Origin of the sequence: Campylobacter concisus, assembly GCF_003048875.2 — a bacterium.
GTDB lineage: Bacteria > Campylobacterota > Campylobacteria > Campylobacterales > Campylobacteraceae > Campylobacter_A > Campylobacter_A concisus_AU.
In genome coordinates, this window is sequence record NZ_CP049264.1 from 701,173 (window position 1) to 722,334 (window position 21,162).

At 41.4% G+C, this 21,162-nt stretch carries 18 protein-coding genes; 13 read left to right on the forward strand and 5 right to left on the reverse strand.

Features of this window, described 5'->3' with window-relative positions; all coding sequences use genetic code 11:
- Position 1: 1 nt before the first annotated feature.
- Both CVT07_RS03545 and CVT07_RS03550 read right to left on the reverse strand, forming a co-directional pair.
- Positions 2–670, reverse strand: coding sequence for an amino acid ABC transporter permease (locus tag CVT07_RS03545; protein WP_107937025.1), 669 nt, complete (start codon positions 668–670; stop codon positions 2–4).
- Complete coding sequence (locus tag CVT07_RS03550; RefSeq protein WP_103585795.1) at positions 657–1,310, reverse strand: amino acid ABC transporter permease; 654 nt, start codon at positions 1,308–1,310, stop codon at positions 657–659. The genes CVT07_RS03545 and CVT07_RS03550 overlap by 14 nt, the downstream gene beginning before the upstream one ends.
- A 109-nt stretch (positions 1,311–1,419) precedes the next feature.
- Here CVT07_RS03550 and CVT07_RS03555 point away from each other — a divergent pair, with 109 nt between their 5' ends.
- The 6 genes from CVT07_RS03555 to CVT07_RS03580 all read left to right on the forward strand — a co-directional run bounded on the left by CVT07_RS03555 (position 1,420) and on the right by CVT07_RS03580 (position 7,735).
- Entirely contained in the window at positions 1,420–1,665 is a 246-nt protein-coding gene (locus CVT07_RS03555) for a CBU_0592 family membrane protein (protein WP_107937027.1), read from the forward strand.
- Entirely contained in the window at positions 1,662–2,630 is a 969-nt protein-coding gene (locus tag CVT07_RS03560; protein ID WP_107937029.1) for an agmatine deiminase family protein, read from the forward strand. Before CVT07_RS03555 ends, CVT07_RS03560 begins: the two co-directional genes overlap by 4 nt.
- Positions 2,631–2,632: 2 nt before the next feature.
- Positions 2,633–3,559, forward strand: a complete 927-nt coding sequence (locus tag CVT07_RS03565) for a cation diffusion facilitator family transporter (RefSeq protein ID WP_107937031.1) — start codon at positions 2,633–2,635, stop codon at positions 3,557–3,559.
- Position 3,560: 1 nt separating this feature from the next.
- Positions 3,561–4,433 carry a carbon-nitrogen hydrolase gene (locus tag CVT07_RS03570; RefSeq protein ID WP_107937033.1) on the forward strand — a complete coding sequence of 291 codons (873 nt, stop codon included), beginning with the start codon at positions 3,561–3,563 and terminating at the stop codon, positions 4,431–4,433.
- Between the two features lie 204 nt (positions 4,434–4,637).
- Positions 4,638–5,579, forward strand: a complete 942-nt coding sequence (locus CVT07_RS03575; protein WP_107937035.1) for a TAXI family TRAP transporter solute-binding subunit — start codon at positions 4,638–4,640, stop codon at positions 5,577–5,579.
- Positions 5,580–5,668: 89 nt separating this feature from the next.
- Positions 5,669–7,735 carry a TRAP transporter permease gene (locus CVT07_RS03580; RefSeq protein ID WP_107937037.1) on the forward strand — a complete coding sequence of 689 codons (2,067 nt, stop codon included), beginning with the start codon at positions 5,669–5,671 and terminating at the stop codon, positions 7,733–7,735.
- Positions 7,736–7,829: 94 nt separating this feature from the next.
- On the opposite strand, the gene CVT07_RS03585 is transcribed toward CVT07_RS03580, so the two are convergent.
- The 3 genes from CVT07_RS03585 to CVT07_RS03595 all read right to left on the reverse strand — a co-directional run bounded on the left by CVT07_RS03585 (position 7,830) and on the right by CVT07_RS03595 (position 10,343).
- Positions 7,830–8,315: a tetratricopeptide repeat protein gene (locus CVT07_RS03585; RefSeq protein ID WP_107937039.1), complete on the reverse strand. Its 486-nt coding sequence runs from the start codon at positions 8,313–8,315 to the stop codon at positions 7,830–7,832.
- A gap of 70 nt (positions 8,316–8,385) precedes the next feature.
- Entirely contained in the window at positions 8,386–9,069 is a 684-nt protein-coding gene (locus CVT07_RS03590; protein ID WP_107937041.1) for a M48 family metallopeptidase, read from the reverse strand.
- Complete coding sequence (locus tag CVT07_RS03595; RefSeq protein WP_107937130.1) at positions 9,024–10,343, reverse strand: MATE family efflux transporter; 1,320 nt, start codon at positions 10,341–10,343, stop codon at positions 9,024–9,026. Before CVT07_RS03595 ends, CVT07_RS03590 begins: the two co-directional genes overlap by 46 nt.
- Before the next feature lie 95 nt (positions 10,344–10,438).
- Between CVT07_RS03595 and abc-f the strand changes: the two genes are divergently transcribed.
- The 7 genes from abc-f (at position 10,439) to CVT07_RS03630 (ending at position 21,154) form a co-directional block, all read left to right on the forward strand.
- Positions 10,439–12,370, forward strand: coding sequence for a ribosomal protection-like ABC-F family protein (gene abc-f / locus CVT07_RS03600; RefSeq protein WP_107937043.1), 1,932 nt, complete (start codon positions 10,439–10,441; stop codon positions 12,368–12,370).
- A gap of 1 nt (position 12,371) precedes the next feature.
- Positions 12,372–12,806 (forward strand): hypothetical protein, encoded by a 435-nt coding sequence (locus tag CVT07_RS03605; RefSeq protein WP_021089328.1) that lies wholly within the window; start codon positions 12,372–12,374, stop codon positions 12,804–12,806.
- Positions 12,807–12,881: 75 nt separating this feature from the next.
- The gene (locus tag CVT07_RS03610) at positions 12,882–14,393 is read left to right on the forward strand and encodes a DKNYY domain-containing protein (protein WP_021089342.1); all 1,512 of its coding nucleotides are present in this window, start codon (positions 12,882–12,884) and stop codon (positions 14,391–14,393) included.
- Positions 14,393–15,838, forward strand: coding sequence for a DKNYY domain-containing protein (locus CVT07_RS03615; protein WP_107937045.1), 1,446 nt, complete (start codon positions 14,393–14,395; stop codon positions 15,836–15,838). Before CVT07_RS03610 ends, CVT07_RS03615 begins: the two co-directional genes overlap by 1 nt.
- A gap of 125 nt (positions 15,839–15,963) precedes the next feature.
- Positions 15,964–17,904, forward strand: coding sequence for a BCCT family transporter (locus CVT07_RS03620; protein WP_107715138.1), 1,941 nt, complete (start codon positions 15,964–15,966; stop codon positions 17,902–17,904).
- A 760-nt stretch (positions 17,905–18,664) separates the two neighbouring features.
- A complete protein-coding gene (locus tag CVT07_RS03625; protein ID WP_107937047.1) occupies positions 18,665–20,038 on the forward strand; it encodes a sodium-dependent transporter in 1,374 nt (457 codons plus the stop codon).
- Positions 20,039–20,041: 3 nt separating this feature from the next.
- On the forward strand, positions 20,042–21,154 hold the full coding sequence (locus tag CVT07_RS03630) for a hypothetical protein (protein ID WP_107937049.1): 1,113 nt from the start codon (positions 20,042–20,044) through the stop codon (positions 21,152–21,154).
- Positions 21,155–21,162: the final 8 nt, after the last annotated feature.

Sequence of the window (21,162 nt, forward strand, 5' to 3'; positions counted from 1 at the left end):
TTTAGCTCCATTTTTCTTCTAGTTTTTTTGATAGTTTTGAGACTGGATAGCAGATCGCAAAATATAAAAAGAATATGAGCGTATATATCCAAAATGGCGCCATAGGATTTGTAAATACATTTCGCTCGATGATCTGCTGACCGACTTTGACCACCTCTACGACGCCGATTAACACGACGATAGAGGTCGTTTTTATCATACGGCTTAGTAAATTTACAGCTCCAGGCACCAGTCTTCTAGTAGCAAGTGGGATGATGACATAAAAGTAAATTTGAAATTTGCTAAGTCCAAGTGAGGCGGCTGACTCAAACTGGTGCTTTGGTATCGAGGTGATCGCTCCTCGCACGATATCCATCATCTCAAAAACGCCCCAAAGACTAAAGACGATGAGCGAGGCGGTAAATGCTGAGATATGGATATCAAAAGCCTTGCTAACGCCAAAATAAAATAAAAATAGCCAGACGATCTGAGGCATGATGCGCACGATCTCGAGGCAAATTTTTAAAATAAGATAGATAAATTTGTTTTTCATGCTCATCAAAACGCCAAGTATGAGGCCACCGATAACGGAGATGATGATCGAGATAAGTGAAATTTCAGTGCTTACCACAAGACCTTCAAGTAGTCTTAGCAAATTTTGCGTGTCAAATAATATACTAACTCCTTGCATTTCTCACCCTTTTTTCGACGTAGCTAAGCGCCAGCGAGACTGGCAAGATGATGACAAGATAGCTAATAACCAACATAAAAAGCGCCTCATCTGTCTTGTAGTAAAGTCCGATGAGATCCTTTGCGACATAGACTAGATCAGCAAGCGCTACGATGCTAACGATGCTTGTCTCTTTTAGTAAAAATATGACGTTTGCGCTGATACTTGGAAGCGCCACGCTAAAGGCTTGTGGCAAGATGACGTATCTTAGGAGTTGGTTTTTACTAAGTGCGATGCTAAGTCCTGCTTCTATCTGTGACCTTCTCACCGCCTCAAAGCCCAGTCTAAAGCTCTCGCTCATGTAGCTGCCACCAAGAAAACTAAGCCCCACGACTGCACAGGTAAAACCGCTCATCGACACTCCAAGCTTTGGCAAGCCGTAGTATAAAAAGAATAGCTGGATAAGAAGCGGCGTGTTTCTTGAAAGCTCAACGTAGCAATCAACTAGTTTTGAGAGAAATTTTAGCTTGTAAAATTTCACAGCCATGCAAAAAATGCCTATCAAAATAGAAAAAACGATCCCCAAAAATGCGATCTGGCAGGTGAGAATCCCAGCCTTTACAAAAAGGGGGTAAAATTTCTCGATAAACTCAAAATCCATAAACTTTAATCCAATCTGAAAAATGGAGTTATTTTATCCCATAATCATAAATTTAAAACTAATTAGATATGATCACGCTTTAAATTTAAGCTTACAAAAAGGATAAAATTTGATCGATCTTTTTCAGATCATCGGCTTTTTAGGGATGATTTGCATCGTGATGGGCTACTTTTTACTTCAGATCGGCCACCTAAATAGCCATGATCTAGCCTATCAGATAATAAATTTAGCAGGTGCGGTGCTGCTTATAATCTCGCTTTTTGTGCACTTTAACCTCGGCTCATTTTTAATAGAGGTCTTTTGGATAATCATTACGATATATGGAATTTATAAAATTTACAAGGAGAGAGCGTGAGAGCGTATGCAGAGTGGGAAGAGCAGGAGCTTTTGTTTTTATCACTGCCACATAGTAAGAGCGACTGGGAGCCTTATTTAGAGGAGATTTTGGCGAGCTATGAGGAGCTTGTGGCTGCTGTTACGCCCTATGAAAAGGTGGTGCTCATCTGCCCTGATGAGGCAAATTTTGATAGATTTAAGAAATTTAAAAATGTTGAGTTTGTCAAGCTTGAGACTGACGATACTTGGATCAGAGACTACGGCATGATCGACGTTTGCACCAAGGACGGCATAAAGAGCTACGACTTTAAATTTAACGCTTGGGGCGGTAAATTTAAGAGCTCAAAAGATGATGCGATAAATTTGGAGCTAGCTAAAATTTATAGGACCAAGCTTGAGCCGGTTGATATGATACTAGAGGGCGGAAGTGTCGAGTTTAACGGAGATGGCGTGCTTTTAACCACCTCAAAATGCCTGCTAAATGAAAATAGAAACAAAGCACTTAGCAAAGAGCAGATCGAAGAAAAACTAAAAAATTTATTTGGCTTAAAGCGTATCATCTGGCTTGAAAATGGCTTTATAAAAGGCGATGACACAGATAGTCACATCGATACTTTAGCGCGCTTTATCACGCCTGATATGGTAGCCTACGCAGCTTGTGATGACAAGAGCGATGAACACTTTGATGAGCTTAAAAAGATGGAGGATGAGCTTAAAAAAACTGGCTTTAAGCTACTTGCTCTGCCGCTACCAAAACCTAAATTTTATGATGGCAAAAGGCTTGGCTGCACCTATGCAAACTTTATCTTTATAAATGGTGCGCTAATCGTGCCAATATATAACGACGAAAACGATGAAAAGGTGCTAAATTTACTAGCCAAGGCACTGCCAGACAGAAAGATCATCGGTGTAAATTCACTAGTTTTTGTCCGTCAAAATGGCTCGCTTCACTGCTCAAGCCAAAATAGATACAAAAGGGCTTAGCCTTGTCAAGTCCGTTTGATTATGAGTTTAACAGCATAAATAAGCAGGAGTGCACGCAGGGCGAAAATAAGGCTGTTATCGCAGCTGGAGCATGCGCTTTTTTGCTCGCACTTGTGAAATTTGCAGCTGGACTTTTTAGCGGCTCAGTTGCTGTGCTTGGCTCTGCGATTGATTCAATGCTTGATTTTATCGTTTCGCTTTTAAATTTATTTGCGCTTAGAAAGTCAAGAAAGCAAGCCGATGAGAGATTTAACTTTGGCTACACAAAGCTAGAGGCGTTAGCAGCGCTATTTGAGTGTGTCATCATCGTGCTGGCTGCTGGATATATATTTTATGAGAGCGTTAAGAAATTTAGCGAGCCAAATTTAGAGATAGACCTTGGCTTAAGCCTTGGTGTGATGGTCTTTTCGGTAGTTGTGACGCTATGTTTGGTGCTATTTTTAAACCAAATTTCTAAAAAAAGTGGCAACCTTATCATAAAAGCAGACGCACTGCACTACAAGATCGACCTTTTTAGCAACCTTGCTGTCATTATTTCTCTTCTTATCATTAAATTTAGCGGATTTGTGATGATAGATGCGATCTTTGGTATCGTGATAAGCGGCTACATCGCTCAAAGCGCCATAAGCCTTGGCAAAGACGCCCTTGGTGTCTTGCTAGATCACGCGGCAAGCCCTGAGATCACGGACGAGATCATCAAGATGATAAAGGCAAAGCAGAGGATTTCAGACTTTCACTACCTAAATACAAGACAGAGCGCAAATACCATATTTTTAACGCTGCATTTAGTTTTTGACAAAGATATCTCGCTTTACGACGCGCACGAGGTGGCTGACTCGCTTGAAGCTGAGATAAGAGAGAAATTTAAGGAATTTTCGTGGCAGATAACCACGCATTTAGACCCATACAACGACAAAGAAGGGAGATGAGATGAAAGTAGCACTACTTCAACAAGAATTTAAAGGGACAAAAGAGGCGACCATCGCAAAGACACTTGAGCTAATCGCCGAGGCAAAAAAAGGTGGCGCTGATCTAGTTGTCTGCCAAGAGCTGCACCAGACGCAGTACTTTTGCCAAAGCGAGGATACAAATTTCTTTGATCACGCAAACGACTGGCAAGAGGACGTCGCTTTTTGGGGTAGGGTGGCAAAAGAAAATGGCGTGGTTTTGGTTACTTCACTATTTGAAAAGAGAGCTGACGGACTTTATCACAACACTGCTTTTGTCTTAGAGCGCGACGGCAGTGTGGCCGGCAAATACCGCAAAATGCACATCCCTGATGACCCTGGATTTTACGAGAAATTTTACTTCACGCCTGGTGATATCGGCTTTGAGCCAGTTGAAACTAGCCTTGGCAAGCTTGGCGTTTTGGTGTGTTGGGATCAGTGGTATCCAGAGGCAGCAAGGCTAATGGCGCTAAAAGGGGCGAAAATTCTTATCTATCCAACGGCTATTGGCTGGTTTGAGGGCGACAACGACGATGAAAAGTCAAGACAGCTTGAAGCGTGGGTGGCAGTGCAAAGAGGCCATAGCGTGGCAAATGGCCTGCCAGTTGTTGCAGTAAATCGCGTGGGCTTTGAAAAAGATGATAGCGGCGTGATGGATGGGATTAAATTTTGGGGAAATAGCTTTGTTTTTGGGCCACAAGGCGAGCAGCTTTTCCGTGCAAACAGCACAGATGAGCTTTGCAAGATCGTTGAGATAGATATGAAAAGAAGCGAAGAAGTGCGCAGAATTTGGCCATTTTTAAGAGACCGCAGGATCGACGCCTACGCAAATATCACAAAGAGGTTTATCGATTAAATTTAGAGCTAGAAATTCTAGCTCTTAAAATTTAGAATGCTCGTAAAAGAAATATAAATTTATTCTTAAGAAAATATTTTTTTAAGCCTTGATTGTGTAGAATAGTTGCAACTTTACCAAAATGGCATAAAAATATCATATCAAAAAGATACAAAGCTAAATTTATAGAATAAAATAGCCTTAAATTTTTTGAAAGGATTTTAGATGAAAACTACTTCTTTGGCACTTGCTGGATTGCTTTTGGCAACAACACTTTCAGCAAAAGAATTTATAAGTATCGGCACTGGCGGCATGACAGGTACATACTATCCGATAGGTGGAGCAATCTGCCGTTTGGCAAACAAAAACACCGATGTAAAATGCTCAGTCCAATCAACTGGCGGCTCTGTTTATAACGTAAATAACGTCCTTAAAAAAGAGCTTACATTTGGCTTTGTTCAAAGTGACGTCGTCTATGATAAATTTAACGGCACTGGCAAATTTGACGGAGCAAAAGATGAAAATTTACGCTCAGTAGTTGCGATCTATCCAGAGCTTCTTGCATTTGTTGTAGCAAAAGATAGCGGTCTAACAAGCGATCTCTCTTCATTTGCAGGTAAAAAATACAACGTCGGAAACCCAGGCAGCGGCAACGAAGTGAGCACGCTTGAAGTCTTTAAAGCAAAGGGCTTTGACGTTTCAAAACTAGGATATCGCGGCGTTTTAACAGTTGGCGAATGCCCACATGCACTAAAAGATAAAAAGATAGACGGATATAGCTTTGTCGTTGGTCACCCAACTGCAAACATCACTGATGCAGCGACATCTTTGCCTATTGATATCCTAAACATCGAAGGCAGCGAGATCGATAGCCTTCTTAAAGAAAAACCATACTTTGCAAAAGGTGTGATCCCAAAAGGCTCTTATGACGGCGTCGATCACGATGTAAATACTATAGGCGTAAAAGCTGTTTTAGTAACTAGCAAAGATACAAAAGATGAGGCTGTAAAAGCTGTGATAAAAGCTATCTTAGATAACTTTGATGAGTATAAAACTCTTCACCCAGCGCTAAAATCAGTTAAAAAAGAGGATCTTGTTCAAGGTCTTTCAGCTCCGCTTCACCCAGCTGCAGAGGCTGCATTTAAAGAGGCAGGTATCTTAAAATAACTCAAATTTCCAGGGGCTTTTGCCTCTGGATAAAATTTAAATATGCAAATTTCTTCTAAATTTATATATTTAAATTTTAAAGGAGAAAGATGAACGAAGTTAATGACAACGAAGAACAATTTGTCGAAGTAAAGACAAGAGAGATAAATAGCAATATTTACAACTATTTTATCGCATTTGCGTGTTTCTCTTGGTCAGTTTTTCAGCTTTATATAGCGTATTTCCCACTAAATACTAACATTTCGCGCTCAGTGCACCTAGCTTTTGCGGTTGGGCTTGTATTTTTGCTCTATCCAGTCACTTTTCATAAAAAGGCTCACTCAAGTTTGCCATTTTACGACCTAGTTTTTTGCGTGGTAGGCGTTGTTGCCGTGCTTTATCCAGCGGTTTATTTTTACGAGCTAGCTGATAGGACAGGGGATTATATCACTCAAGATATCGTAATATCGTTTTTAGCGATCATTGTCTTGCTTGAAGCCGGCAGGCGTGTCATGGGACCAGCGCTTCCTATCATTTGTATATTATTTTTGATATATGATCACTTTGGTCCTTATATGCCAGACATCATCGCTCATCAAGGCGCTAGCTTTGAAAAGATCGCAGGACACATGTTTTTGACAACCGAGGGCATCTTTGGCGTGCCTATCGGCGTTAGCGTTAGTTTTATCTATCTTTTTGTTCTTTTTGGCTCATTGTTAGAGCGAGCAGGTGCTGGACAATACTTTATAAATTTAGCCTTCTCACTTCTTGGCAAATATAGAGGTGGTCCAGCTAAAGCTTCAGTCATCGCAAGTGGCCTAACTGGCATGGTTTCAGGCAGCTCCACAGCAAACGTCGTAACCGTTGGTACATTTACCATTCCGCTTATGAAAAAAGCTGGTCTTTCACGCACAAAAGCTGGTGCTATCGAGGTTGCAGCTGGCGTAAATGGACAGCTCATGCCTCCTATCATGGGTGCGGCTGCTTTTATCATAGCTGAGTTTTTAGGTATGACATATACAAATGTTATGATGGCAGCGGTCATTCCAGCATTTGCTTGTTATTTATCGCTATTTTTTATCGTGCATTTAGAGAGCGTCAAGCTTGGACTAAAAGGCATAAATCAGAGCGAATTTCACTCAAGATTTAAAATTTTTGTAAGCGGACTTCACTATATAACGCCTATTTTGATCCTGCTTTATACGCTTTTAATCGCAAAAGAGTCAGCCATAGCTGCAGCGTTTAATGCGATTGGATTTTTATTTTTGATAATGATCTTTCAAGAGCCAACTAAAAAGCTAGCTTCAGGCGAAAAAGTAGGGCTAAGCGACGTGCTTCTTGGCTTTGAGGATATATTTTGGGCGATGGTCGCAGCTGCAAAGAGCATGACTACAATAGCCATCGCAACCGCGCTTGCAGGCATCATCGTGGGCTCTATCTCGCTTACCGGCCTTGGTCAGGTACTTTCTGATCTAGTTGAGCTTTTAGCAGGCGATAACATCATGATGATCCTAGTTTTAACAGCTCTTATGTCGCTTATCCTTGGCATGGGTCTTCCAACGACAGCAAACTATATCGTCGTCTCAAGCCTTGTTGCACCAGTTATCTTGTTTTTAGCGCATAAAAATGGCTTTTTGATCCCTGCCATTGCCGTGCATCTTTTTGTATTTTACTTTGGAATTTTAGCCGATGACACGCCACCAGTTGGCATCGCAGCCTACGCAGCAGCGGGCATCGCTAAAGCAAATCCAATAACCGTTGGCGTGCAAGGGTTCTTTTACGATCTAAGAACAGCGATCTTACCATTTGCCTTTTTCTTTAACAACAAACTTATGTTAATTGAGAGCATAAACACGAGCGATCCACTTGATTCAAAAGGGATAGTCTGGATGAGCAACCCACTTGAAATTTTGCTCGTCTTTGGCATGGCGATCGTGGGTATGTTTGCCTTTTCAAGCTTGCTTCAAGGCTACTACGTCACAAAGCTTAGGATTTGGGAGAGGGTGCTACTTATCCCAGTCGTGCCTCTAGCACTTGTGCCAAACATCTGCGTGAAATTTGGTCTAATGCCAAACGAATACACAGCCTACATCGTAGCAGCAGCTCTTTATGGATTTATCTTTATGACCCAGTGGGGCATAAAAGATAAACCGCTTGATCAAATAAGAGCGATTTAACATCAGGCAAGAGCTCTCTTGCCTAAACTTTTAAATTTATTTATTTCTATTGATTTTATAAAAAGTGAGAATTTAGGCTTTTAAAGCCTAAATATCAAAGTTGTTTTGAGCGTTTTAGATCGCCTGCAAACTCGCAAGACATCTTATCGCTTAGTTTGCAGCCTTTTTCTAAGAAGGTGTAAGCCTCTTTAAATTTCTTAGCTTCTATTAGTATCGAGCCTATCATGCCGCAAGAGTAGCCGTCGTTTTGCTCGCAAGCTTTGTTAAAAAGCTCTCTTGCCTTTTGTGGATCGCTGTTTAGATAAATTCCACCAGCTGCTGAGCAACCCTCTTTTTCGCCACCTTGGCAAGCTTTGTTGTAAAACTCTAACGCTTTGTTGCTATCTGGCACATCAGTTTTGCCAAGCTGGTAGATCGCACCTGCTTTTGCGCACGATCTTGCGTCATTTGCCGCGCAACCTGCTTCAAATTTAGACAAAGCCTCAGTGAAATTTGAGTCAGCATAAGCTTTCAAGCCATCTTCAAAGTCGCCTGCTAGAGCGCAAGCTGCGAGAAGCGAGATAAAAATCATTTTTTTCATTAAATTTTCCTTTTGTAAAGTAATGTGCAATTTTAACATATTAAATTTACACTTACTTGATGAAAAATAATTATGATTTTAAAATTTGCTCTTGCTCTTTGTAGTCAGGCATGATGGCTTCTATAAATTTATAAAAGCTGCTTTGATGATGCGGATAGAGCAGGTGAGTAAGCTCGTGAAGCACGACGTATCGCACGGCTGAGAGCGGTTTTTCGATGAGCCTTAGGCTTAAGTTTATATAGCCTTTTTTGTGGTTGCAGCTGCCCCAGCGAGTTTTGCTATCTCTTATGACGATGCGACTAACTGGTTTATTGATATGAGGCTGATAGTAGCTTACAAGCTCTAAAAATAGCTCTTTTGCTCTTGCTTTTTTAAAGCGCTCAAGTGCCTTTAAATTTGGCGTTATGATAAATTTATCTTCAAAAAATGGCATCTTTACGCTCTCATCAAATTTGATCTTATAAATTTGCCCAAGAAATTTCATCTCATCATCTTTTGGCAAATTTAAAAGAGCTTTTTTATATGAGTTTTCAAGCCAAATTCTGTGCGTCTCTAGAAAACTAAGAGCCATCTTTTGCGTGCTGTAAAATGGCATAGAAAGCGTGATCTTAGCGTCCTTGCCAACTCTTAATCGCATAGCCTTTACATTTGTTTTAAAATTTATTAAAACGCTTAAGCCATAAAAGTCTAAATTTAGGCTCTTTTGCCTCAAACTAGGCGTTTTTCTTGCCACTTTTTGCTTCTCCAACGCCAAGTATTTGCAAGGCCTCTTAGCCACTCATCAGCGCAAAATCCTATCCAAACGCCAACGATGCCCCAGCCAAGGTGTATGCCTAAGAAATATCCAAGCGGCAGCGAAAGCCCCCACATAAAGATAAGCCCAGTCGCTAGCGGGAATTTCGCGTCGCCACTTGCACGAAGGGCATTTACGATGACGATGTTAAAGGTTCTGCCAGCTTCTAACACGATCGAGAGGGTAAAGAGCGGTAGCATTATCTTGCGCAAGCTCTCATCTAAATTTAGCGCGTCCATGATCTTATACTTTAAGGCGTAGGCGATCAAAACGACGACGAGCGTGATAGAAATTCCAAGCCACAAGGCTTTAAAAGTTCTTGTGTAAGCCTCGTTAAACTCGCTAGCTCCCACTAAATGCCCAACGATGACCTCGTTTGCCACGCTGATACTTGCTCCACAAAGCAAGACTAGAAGTGTAATCTGAAAGTAGATAGTCTGCACGCTAAGAGTTGCCTCGCCCATGCTCGCGATAAAGCCAAATGCGACCATGTATTGCGCCATCCAGAGTAAATTTTCGCCAGCGCTTGGCAAGCCAACTGAGAGTATTTTCTTTAAAATTCCAAACGGCACAACAAGCAGCTTTTTAAGATAAATTTGAACTTTTGCTACGCGAGTGAGCATGTAAAGTAGGACAAAAACGCCTATTAGTCTACCTACAAGTGTTGAGAGAGCGACCCCTTGCAAGCCTAAATTTGGCAGGTTAAACCAGCCAAAAAGGGCGATGGCGTTGCCAAAAATGGTGATGACGTTCATTAAAACTGAGGTTAGCATTACGCCGGTTGCGAAGTTGTAGACGCGAAGCACCGCAGCTAGCACCATGCCGATGCCATCAAATAGCAATGCAAAGCCAAGGATGTGCAGGTATGAAAAGCTCTCATTGATGAGCTCTTTTGGTACGTTTAGTAAATTTAAGATGTTGTAGCCAAAGACGTAGATGATGATGGCTGAGAATATACCAAAGACCGTATTTGACGTGATGCTTGCGTGTATGACGCTTGAGGCTAGCTCGTTTTGCTTTGCTCCAAGTGCTTGTGCGACGACGACTGAGCAGCCCATGCTTAAAAAGTTAAAAATGGTCATAAAAAGATCCATCACTTGATTGCCAGCACCCATGGCGCCAACTAGATGCACGCTCACTTTTGTCACCATGTAGGTGTTGATGATGAGCGTTATAAAGTGCAAAAACATATCTAAAAATATAGGTACGACCAGTTTTTTCATAGAAAGATTCATAAATTTCTCCCTTTTTAAATTTTGGGCGATTATAGCCAAATTAGGTTTTAGCTCCCTTTTGATATAATCCAAAAAATTTAAAATTTGAGAGAAAAATGGCATTAATCGACCTAATAGACGTAAGTAAAAAATTTGGCGCAAATGAAATTTTAAACAGCGTAAGCCTTAGCGTAAATGAAAATGAAAAGATAGCAATCATCGGCAAAAATGGCAGTGGCAAGAGCACGCTTATGAAGATCATCTCTGGCGAGGTGACAGCTGATAGTGGCAGACGCATAGTGCAGAGCTTAATAAGCGTCGAGATGCTAGCGCAAAATCCAAATTTTAACGCCACATTTAGCGTAAGAGATGCGCTAAATAACGAGCTAAAAGAGATATTTGACGCGATAAGCGAGTATGAAAAGAGTGGCGTTTTACTAGCAAATGAGCCTGAAAACAAAGAAATTTTAAAAGAGCAAGAGAGGCTTTTAAAATTTATAGAGGCAAAAGATGGCTGGAATATCGAGCATAAGATCGAGCGAATTTTGCAAGAATTTAAGCTAAAAGAGTATGAAAACAGGCCCATTTGCTCGCTAAGTGGCGGCGAGATCAGGCGCGTGGCACTGGGTGCGCTCATCCTTAAAAAGCCAGATGTGCTGCTGCTTGATGAGCCTACAAACCACCTTGATGTCTATATGGTCAAATTTCTTGAAGATATGCTTAAAAGCTCAAATCAAAGCATAGTTTTCATAAGCCACGATAGGTATTTTATCGATGCGCTCGCTACTAGGTGCGTTGAGGTCGAGGATGCAAGCTTAAAAAATTTCGAGGGCGGATATGCAAACTATCTAACCAAAAAAGAGGAAATTTTAGCAAGCCTTGCAAAGTCGCATGAGACGCTGCTAAAACAGCTAAAGGCTGAAGAGGAGTGGCTAAGGCGCGGCGTAAAAGCTAGACTAAAGCGAAATGAGGGCAGAAAAGAGCGAGTGCTAGCCATGCGCGAGGAGGCCAAGAAAAACCCAGGCGTGATAAGGCGCGTGAGGCTAGAGCTGGAGCGTGCGAGTAAAAATTTCAACCAAGTTCAGAGCCAAAACCGCAAAAAAATGCTCTTTGAGTTTAAAAATTTAAGCAAAAGCATAGACGGCAAGGTGCTTTTTGAAAAATTTGACGCAAGAATCTTGCAGGGCGAGAGGATCGCCATAGTTGGACGAAACGGCAGTGGCAAAAGCACGCTACTTAAAATTTTGCTAGGACTTGAAAAGCCAAGTAGCGGCGAGATAAAAAGAGGCGAGGTGAGTATCGGTTACTTTGACCAAGCTAGAAATGTCCTTGATGATGAGAAGAGCCTTATAGAGACATTTTGCCCAAATGGCGGCGATCACGTGCTGGTGCGTGGGCGAAATATGCACGTTTATGGCTATCTTAAAAATTTCCTCTTTCCAAAGGAATTTCTAGATAAAAAGATAGGCGTTTTAAGTGGCGGCGAGAAAAACCGCGTCGCGCTTGCGATGCTTTTTACCAAAACTTACGATGTGCTGGTGCTTGACGAGCCGACAAACGACCTTGATATCGCAACTATCAACATCTTAGAAGACTACTTGCAAAGCTTTGAAGGGGCTATCTTGCTAGTTAGCCACGATAGATATTTTGTCGATAAGATGGCAAATAAGCTTTGGGCGTTTGAGGGGACAAAGATAAATGTCTTGCACGAGGAGTATAGCGTCTATTTGGAGCTTGAAGATGAGATGAAAGAGCTTGATAAATTTGAAAAAGAGCTAGCAAATAGCCAAAATGAAGCCAAGCAAAAGAGTAAATCTGGCGCAAAACTAAGCTACAAACAAACGCAAATTTTAAACACATATCCAGATAAAATTTCAGCCCTTGAGGCAAGAGTGGCTGAGCTAAATGAGGGGCTTAGCGATCCAAAAATTTATCAAGAAGTGGGGCTAACCAAGCTTTATGAAGAGCTAGAAAGTGCAAAAGCTGAGCTTGAAAGCCTAGAAAATGAGTATTTTGAAGTGCTTGAGATCGCCGAGGAGCTAGAGTAGCTTGAAAAAGATCGGTAGGATAAGCGCGCTAAATACGAGAGTTGTTAGGCAAAATTCCGTTGTAAGCCTTAGCATTATCGTTGATAAGATGAGGTTTAGTGAGACATTTTCGCCTAAAATATATAAATATGAAGTAGGCGATCTAGTCCAGATAAAATATAAAAAGGTTGGATTTTTAAATAAGATAGAGACAATTAGACTAATAGCAAAAAACAGCGAAGAGTCAGGGCTTTTGGCAAGGATAGAAAATTTATTCTTTTTGCTTGTTGCCTTGTATCTTTGTTTTATTTCTTTGTGGGTTATTTATTATGGGATCACGTTGGAATTTAGCATTTATAGGCTTTTTGTTACATTAGCAGCCGCTTGTTTTCTATTTTGGATGGGTAAATCTGCATATTATAGGTTTTTGATTTTTAGATATTTTATATTTGGATAGAACTTTGAAATTTAAATGTATGAAAGGTTTTTGCGACTTGATGAGGTCGCTAAATTTGTTTGAAACGAGGCTAAAATGCTAAAAAAACATCCGCTAATCTCTGTAATAATCGCCATTGTTGTGATATTTTTTGCTACCTACTTTTTTATCTTTGGGTTAGTTTCTATTTTAGATGACGACATTGGCGATAGTAAAGAGCTAAATAATAGCTTTTTTTACGTCAAAGACGACAAGGTCTATGCCTTGGTGCCAAGTGGCGGTAAATTTGAGTTAATAGGCGTGAAAGCCAGTAAATTTAGATACATTGACACCGGCAAATACGACAACAGAAATGTTGGCGCTAGCGATAAGGCGGTATATTGTGGCAATCTCGTGATGAGCGGGCTTGATCCAAATGGCGTTAGAGCGCTTGGCAATGGCTATTTTGGCGATGGCAAGATAACATATTTTTGCGATAGCGAAAGCGAGACGAACCTTGAAATATCCGCACTTAAAGAGTTTTGGGACATATTCTCACATAAAATGTTTAATACCCCTAAAGCGCAAACTCATATCTATAAATTTAGGCAGGTTGATAACGCTAATTTAGCTGCGATCTTGGGCTTTGGCTATGCAAGCGACGGAGTAAAGGTCTATCATGAGGGCAAAGAGCTAGAGGGCGCAAATGCCAGCAAAATGCGATATATCGAGCAGGCATCTGGCAGAAAGAGCGTGCATTTTACGACTGACGGAGAAAATGTCTATTATGACAGCACAAAACTAGGGATCAAATTTAGCCCACAAATGCGTGATATCGGCGAGATATGGCGCATTCACTATCTTTATGAGCCAAATTCTGGCATGGTCTATGCAAACAACCATGAATTTGACCCAAAATTTGCCCCATACGAGCCACTTTTTAACCTAAAAGATGAGCACTCCTATCACGCTCTTTTTCGCGGTAAAGGCGGTATCTATCACTGGGAGCGAAAGTGGCAGTGGTATAACAGCATAGATGAGGGCGAGTTTGTAAGGGACGGAGATGATCCATTTAAAGGCGAGATAACGCCGCTATATGGCGACGTGGTGATAAGTGATGGCAAGACATATTTTTTAAAAACCTATGAAATTTGGCACAACACAAAACAAAACCACAGCCTAAGCTCACGCCACACGTGTATCGTAAGGCTTGATACAAAAGAGCAGTGGCGAAAGATCGGCTTTGTAAGAAACGATGGCTACGGAGCGGTCTATGCAAATGGCGATAAGACATATTATTTTGATAACGTCGGCTACGGCTGGCGTTTTAACAGCAGCATTTATGATATAAACGACCTTGGCGTGGTTGAAATCCTCACTCGTCCTTATGACTCAAATGTTGAGAATTTAAAACTTGATGAGATAGTAAAAATGGTAGATCAAGGCGCTATGGTGCCAGCTGAGGGCGAGGTGATGATCGATGCGATAAGCGACTTTGATGATTACTCACAAAAATATGCCTACTGGATATTTTTAGCCATCGCATTTGTGCTCTCGGTGGTTGGCGCTATTTTTAAAAACAAAAATCAAAAAAGCGAGCTTAAAAAAAGGGTGGATGATTATAGATAATGAGAAAAATTGCGACTAAGATCCTTTATCTTTTTGTCATTTTGACGCTATTTTTTGTTTTGGCGATGCTTTATCTATGGCATGAGGGCGAGTATCAAAGAAGCTTTGCAAACATTGATAATAGCGAGTTTTACCGCTCGCCTGAGGGTAAAATTTACGTTCAAATTTCAGGCAGTGGCAAGTATGAGCTAAAAGGCGTCGATGAGGCTAGTTTTAGGGTCTTGAAGCTAAAACACGCGTATGATTATTCAAACGTAGCGGCTGATAAAAATCATGTCTATTGCGCTAGAGAAATTTTACCTGATCTTGATCCAAAAAGTGCCAAAGTGCTTGGCAATGGCTATATAAGTGATGGCAAGATAAGCTATTATTGTGGCACTAGAAGCGAGAAAGAGGCGGGATTTAGCGAATTTGGCGCCATTATGAAAAACCTTGTTCACGTTTTTATAAAAAGCTACGATGATAGCCCTTATTTTTATAGGACAAAAAGGGTTGAAAGCACAAATTTAGAGCCTATATTTGACGCTGGCTTTGCAAGAGACGGCGGCACGCTTTACTACAAGGGCGAAAAGCTTGACGCGCAGCCTAGCGAGCTAAGATACATCACGACAGAAAATGGCGCTGCTAGCGGATATTATACAGACGGCAAAAGCTTGTTTATGGGCTTTTATAAGCTTGATACAAGCTACACAGATGAGGTGCGCCGGATATGCTATGACCCAAAGCACGATATAGAATATCTTTTTGAGCCAAAAAGTGGGGCGGCGTTTGCAAATGAGCATAAATTTAGCGCTCAAAATATGCCTTATAGCGCCATTTATAGCGTGGATAACGTGCACTCGTTTTGGCCTCTTTTTGCCAGCAAAGATGGAATTTACTTTTGGGATAGCAGCAAAAACGAACAGGCTAAAATTTCAGACTACCAGCTAAAAGGCGAGCTAAAAAGGCTCTATGCTGACGTTTTTGTAGATGAGAGCTCAGCGTATTTCTTACAACAAGGCGAAGAGTGGCGGCGCTCAAAGCATGGCAGACACTTAGAGGCGCAAACAGTCTCTTTATATAAATTTGCCCCAAGCTCATCTTGGCGTGAGATAGGGCTGGTAAAAGATGGCGAATACGGCGCGGTCTATGCAAATGGCGATAAGCACTATTTTTTTAGTAAGATAAAGCCATTTTATGGCATTAGACATAGCGTTTATGAGGTGGCGGACCTTGGCGTCATAGAAATTTTAACAAGAGCGTCTAAAGAGCTTAGCGCAAAAGATATCAGCGATATGATAAAACGCGGCGAGCTAGTGGAGGTAAGCGGCGAAGAGGTCGCAAGGTCGAGGATAGAGTATGACTCGCCAAAGATCATTTTGTATATCACATTTGGCATCGCTTTTGTCGTCATAGTGCTAACAACCCTTGCAAAACCAAAGAGAGATGAAAGAGACTTGAGATAAATTTCAAAGTGGCTATTTTTGGTGGCTAGAGCTTAAAATTTCATAAAAATTTAAAGAGAAAATTTGACATATTTACTCTTTTTTGTTATTTTAAAGGGAAGCTGAAATTTACAAAAAGGAGAAAAATGTTTAAATTTCAAAGGTCAAAATTTAATAATTCAGTATTTATCCCATCGCTTATTGTCATATTTTTAATAGCGGCATTTGCAGCGATATTTCCAAATTTCTCAAATGAGTTTTTTAAGGGTATGCAAAACTACATCGCAGCCAAATTTGGCTGGTTTTATATCCTAGTCGTTGCCGTCATACTGCTAAGCGTCATCATTCTTGGCTTTAGTAAGCTTGGCGAGATCAAGCTTGGAGCTGATCACGTAAAGCCAGAGCACAAAAATATCTCGTGGTTTTCTATGCTTTTTGCCGCTGGCATGGGCATAGGTCTAGTATTTTTTGGTGTGGCCGAGCCGCTCATGCACTATCTAAACCCACCAGTTGGCGACGCGCAAACTATCGCAGCGCAAAAGCTTGCGTTGAATATCACATTTTTTCACTGGGGCATGAGCGCATGGTCGGTTTATGCCATTGTGGCGCTAATTCTAGCCTTTTTCTCGTATAGACACGGCTTGCCACTAACGCTTAGATCGGCGTTTTATCCGATCATCGGAGATAAAATTTACGGCAAGATAGGTAGTGCCATCGATACATTTGCCGTCGTAGCGACCCTTTTTGGCGTGGCGACATCGCTAGGATACGGCGTGCTTCAGGTAAATGCTGGCCTTACGCACGTTTTTGGCCTGCCAACCATGCACATCACGCTTCTAATAGTGCTTTGTTTTGCAGCTACCATCTCAGCGGCAAGTGGCGTGGATAAGGGCATTAAGATCTTATCAAACGCAAACATCGCGCTAGCTATATGTTTTATGTTTTTGATACTATTTTTAGGCGATACGACGCAGCTTTTAAAGTCGTTTGTGCAAAACAGCGGCGACTACATCTCTACGCTCATCTCAAACACCTTTAACCTCTACGCCTATGAGAGGCAAAACGAGAGCTGGCTTGGTGGCTGGACGCTGCTATACTGGGCTTGGTGGCTATCTTGGTCGCCGTTTGTGGGGCTTTTTATAGCTAAAATTTCAAAGGGCAGAACGATCAGAGAATTTGTCATAGGCGTGCTTCTCGTGCCAACTGGCTTTACTTTTGCTTGGATGAGCTTTTTTGGTAACTCGGCGATTGCGCTTGTTCAAAGTGGCTTTAGCGAGCTAGCGACCACGGTAAATTCCGACTCAGCCTCAGCACTTTTTATGTTTTTAGAAAAATTTAGCTTCTCAGGCGTGCTAAGCGTGATCGCAGTCTTTATGATCGTAATATTTTTCGTAACTTCCGCCGACTCTGCGGCGATCGTTATGAACATGCTTTGCTCAAACGGCAAGGATGATACACCAGTTTGGCAAAAGGTCTTTTGGGGCGTTACGGTGGGCGTCGTGGCGGCATTTTTGATGCTAGCTGGTGGTCTTGGCTCGCTTCAAGCACTTACGATCACGACAGCACTGCCATTTTCCATAGTGCTACTTGGCGCCATTTATGGGCTATTTAAGGCGTTACGTGTGGATCTAACCAAAAAAGAGACAAATAACTTTAGTAACATGCCTATTAGTGATCTTTCAAAGCCGTGGCAAGAACGTCTAAGTGCGATCATCACGCTGCCAGGCAAGAAAGATGGCAAGAAATTTTTAAACGAGGTTGCACTAAAAGCTTTTAACGAGCTAAAAGAGGAATTTGCCAAAAACGGACTTGAAGCAAAGGTCACAAATGGCGAGAATTTTGTAAATTTAAACGTTGGTCTTGGCGATGAGATGGACTTTAGATATGGCGTTTATCTCACCAAAAGCCAGAGTCCAGACTACACCAGAGAGCTTGACGGCGATGATCTTTACTATAGAGCTGAGGTCTATCTAAAAGAGGGCGGTCAGGACTACGACGTGCTTGGATGGAGCGAGGCTACGCTGATAAACGACGTCATCGAACAATACCGCAAACACATGCAGTTTTTACACGTCGTTAGAGAGTAAATTTGAGTGAAATTTGCCTAGATTTTTAAAATTCTGGGCAAATTTACAAATTTAATCTAGTTATTTCATAAATTTTAAAATTCCATTCACTCGCTTTAGCAGTTTACTAAATTTAGGGCTCATAGCCATTCACAACTAAATTTAGAAGCGTGATATGCTCGCTCATAAATTTTAAAATTTGCTCAAATTTAACAAAACTGCATGCAGTGCGCCAGCACCTTCGCATGCCCCTCTAACGTGCGAGGGGATTGAGGGATCTAAAGGGAGATAAGGGGACGGCTTCGTAATTCAAGTCCCCTTGTCTCCCTTTTGAATAAAAAGAAATTTACAAATTTAATCAAGCTATTTTACAAATTTTAAAATCCCATTCACTCGTAAGAATTGACTACTAAAATTTGGCTTCGCTTACCACTTAGCTCAAATTTTAGATCCGAAATTACTCGTTCATGAAATTTTAAAATTTGCGTTACACTTGCCTGATGATAAAACGCATGCAGTGCGAAGCACTGAAGCATGCACCTCTAACGTGCGAGGGGATTGTGGGATATAAAGGGAGATAATGGGACGGCTTCGTAATTAAAGTCCCCTTGTTTCCCTTTTGAATAAAAAGAAATTTACCCACAAAAATAAAAATAAATTCCGTCCATAAAAGTCCTAAAATTTAGCAAAAAAGCCAAATTTACACGCAAGCATCGCCTTTTGCTAGCAAAATTTAATCATTTTTTTTATATAATCCAAGTTTTTCACAAAGGTAGATAATATGGATAGAAAATCGTGGAGTTCAAGACTTACATATATTTTAGCTGTTGCAGGGGCTACGGTCGGCTTTGGCGCGACGTGGCGTTTTCCTTACTTGGTCGGTCAAAACGGCGGTGGGGCCTATGTTTTGGTATTTTGCATAGCGATGATAGTCATTGGTATTCCTATGATTTTAGTTGAAAACGCCATTGGCAGGCGTCTAAAATGTAACGCCGTTGATGCATTTGGTGGCACAGTAAATGGCAAAAAGATCAGCAAAAAGTGGCAGATAGTGGGCTGGATGGGGCTTGTTGGCGCATTTGGCATCATGGCTTATTATATGGTTATCGGCGGCTGGGTCTTAAACTATATCGCTCAAATTTCATTTGGCCTGCTTGATCTCTCGCAAATCGTGAGCTTTGAGCAAACGAGCGCATTTTATGAGCAAAATATCGTTAGCAACCCGCTAGCCATCAGCTTTGCGACTCTTGTTTTTGTTCTGGTTAATTACGCTATCTTGGTGCAAGGCGCAGTTGGCGGCATCGAGCGCTCAGCAAAATATCTAATGCCACTTCTTTTTATATTGATGCTCGTCATGATCGCTAAAAACATCACGCTTGGGGGTGCGATGGAGGGTGTGAAATTTTATTTAACGCCTGATTTTTCAAAGATAAATTTAAAGCTTTTTGTTGAGGTTTTGGGGCAGGTTTTCTTTGCGCTTTCGCTTGGATTTGGCGTGATGATAACGCTCTCAAGCTTTGTTAAAAAAGACGAAGGCTTAGTTAAAATTTCTATCATCACAGGCATCTTAAACACCGTCATAGCCGTGCTTGCTGGCTTTATGATATTTCCGTCGCTCTTTAGCTACGGCGTCTCACCAGATAGTGGTCCTAGCCTAGTTTTCAAGTCGCTTCCGATCGTCTTTTCGCACATGCCTTTTGGCGGATTTTTCGCGGTTGCGTTTTTTGCGCTTCTTATGATCGCTGCGCTTACGACGTCGCTGCCGATATATGAAGTGATCATTACCACACTGCAAGAGAAATTTAAGATAAAACGCAAAAAAGCGATATTTTTAGTGCTTAGCGTCATTTTCGTGCTTGGGAATTTGCCCTCACTTATGGCTACAAATTTACTAAGTCATGTGAGCATTTTTGGTAAAAATATCTTTGACGCATACGACGCGATAAGTGCAACGATATTTTTCGTGCTGACCTCGCTTGGATGTGCGATATTTGTCGGCTGGGTACTAAAAGATGAAGCGAAAAAAGAGATCTTGCAAGGCAGCGAAAAATACGCAAAGCTTATAAATATTTGGTTTTTCTATATCAAATTTATCGTGCCTTTTGTCATTTTGGTGCTATTTATCAGTAGTTTTTACGACAACTTTTTGAAGTGAAATATGCGTGAGCTTGTAAATTTTAGTAGCGGTGAGCGCCTAAGACTTAGCGTAGAGGGTAATGCTTTAGCGAGCGTGAGCCAAAAAGGCGGCAAAACAAAGCAGAGCAAGAAAGAATTTGCAAGCGATACGGAGGCTAAAAAAGCCTGCGTCAAAAAGGAGTGGGAGAGCTTAAAAAAGGGCTTTGTTCTGCAAGATAGCGAGGCAAAGACCGGTAAAGCGAGCTTGCATGTCTATATCGGTGGCGGATACACTGGAGCGCTCTCGTTTGCAGGCTTAAGAGATGAAATTTACGTTTATAAAAGTGGCGGTCAAAAGGATGGTGGCATGCCTAGTGATCTTTTGGTGAGGCTTGATCGAAGCGGCGCTATAAAAGAGCAGATCGCCTTGCCAAAGCCGCTTGCATGGGACGTCCAGTGTGCAAGCGAAAATTTACTTTTAGATCTTGATCATGAAATTTACATTTTTGAGCCAAAAGAGGCTAAATTTCGTGAAATTTTAGCCGAGCAAAATGTCAAGAAAAGTAGTGAGATAGCGAGCTTTATCTGTGCTTCAAATGATGTAGCCGTCTTTGGTATGTTTGGGCAGATTTTTACTTTTTGCGAGGGTAAAATTTCAAAGCTTGTCGAATATAAATGCAGCACAAAAAGCCACGTGCCGATACTTTGCACAGCTCTTAGTGCGGATGCTAGCATGCTTGCACTTTGTACCAAAGAAAATGAGCTGCAAATTTTAAATGCAAAAAATGGCGAAATTTTAAGCGAGCTAAGAGCAGAATTTGGCGTGCTAGATAAAATTTGCTTTTTGGACGAAAATACGCTTTTGCTTAGGCAATATCTTGAAAACAAGCTATTTTGCCTTGATATCAAGAGCGCAAAAGTCTCAAAGCAGCCTTGGATAAAGGACGAGTATCTAAGAGCGAGCGAGTTTTGCGTGGAGGCTGGCAAGCTTGTGGTGATAGATCAAAGCAGAGCCTACGCTATCAATTTAAAAAGTGGCAACGCGATGGCGGAATTTACGCTAGATCATGTCGTGAAAAACTGCGAGGCTAAATTTATAGATGGCAAGCTCGCAGTTAGAACAGACTATGGTTGCTTTAGTCTTTATGAAATTTAAGGAAGGAT

Coding starts and splice junctions, on each gene's coding strand:
- CVT07_RS03545 (WP_107937025.1), bottom strand. CDS start 670: ATGCAAGGAGTTAGTATATTATTTGACACGCAAAATTTGCTAAGACTA.
- CVT07_RS03550 (WP_103585795.1), bottom strand. CDS start 1,310: ATGGATTTTGAGTTTATCGAGAAATTTTACCCCCTTTTTGTAAAGGCT.
- CVT07_RS03570 (WP_107937033.1), top strand. CDS start 3,561: ATGAAAGTAGCACTACTTCAACAAGAATTTAAAGGGACAAAAGAGGCG.
- CVT07_RS03575 (WP_107937035.1), top strand. CDS start 4,638: ATGAAAACTACTTCTTTGGCACTTGCTGGATTGCTTTTGGCAACAACA.
- CVT07_RS03580 (WP_107937037.1), top strand. CDS start 5,669: ATGAACGAAGTTAATGACAACGAAGAACAATTTGTCGAAGTAAAGACA.
- CVT07_RS03585 (WP_107937039.1), bottom strand. CDS start 8,315: ATGAAAAAAATGATTTTTATCTCGCTTCTCGCAGCTTGCGCTCTAGCA.
- CVT07_RS03595 (WP_107937130.1), bottom strand. CDS start 10,343: ATGAATCTTTCTATGAAAAAACTGGTCGTACCTATATTTTTAGATATG.
- abc-f (WP_107937043.1), top strand. CDS start 10,439: ATGGCATTAATCGACCTAATAGACGTAAGTAAAAAATTTGGCGCAAAT.
- CVT07_RS03610 (WP_021089342.1), top strand. CDS start 12,882: ATGCTAAAAAAACATCCGCTAATCTCTGTAATAATCGCCATTGTTGTG.
- CVT07_RS03615 (WP_107937045.1), top strand. CDS start 14,393: ATGAGAAAAATTGCGACTAAGATCCTTTATCTTTTTGTCATTTTGACG.
- CVT07_RS03620 (WP_107715138.1), top strand. CDS start 15,964: ATGTTTAAATTTCAAAGGTCAAAATTTAATAATTCAGTATTTATCCCA.
- CVT07_RS03625 (WP_107937047.1), top strand. CDS start 18,665: ATGGATAGAAAATCGTGGAGTTCAAGACTTACATATATTTTAGCTGTT.
- CVT07_RS03630 (WP_107937049.1), top strand. CDS start 20,042: ATGCGTGAGCTTGTAAATTTTAGTAGCGGTGAGCGCCTAAGACTTAGC.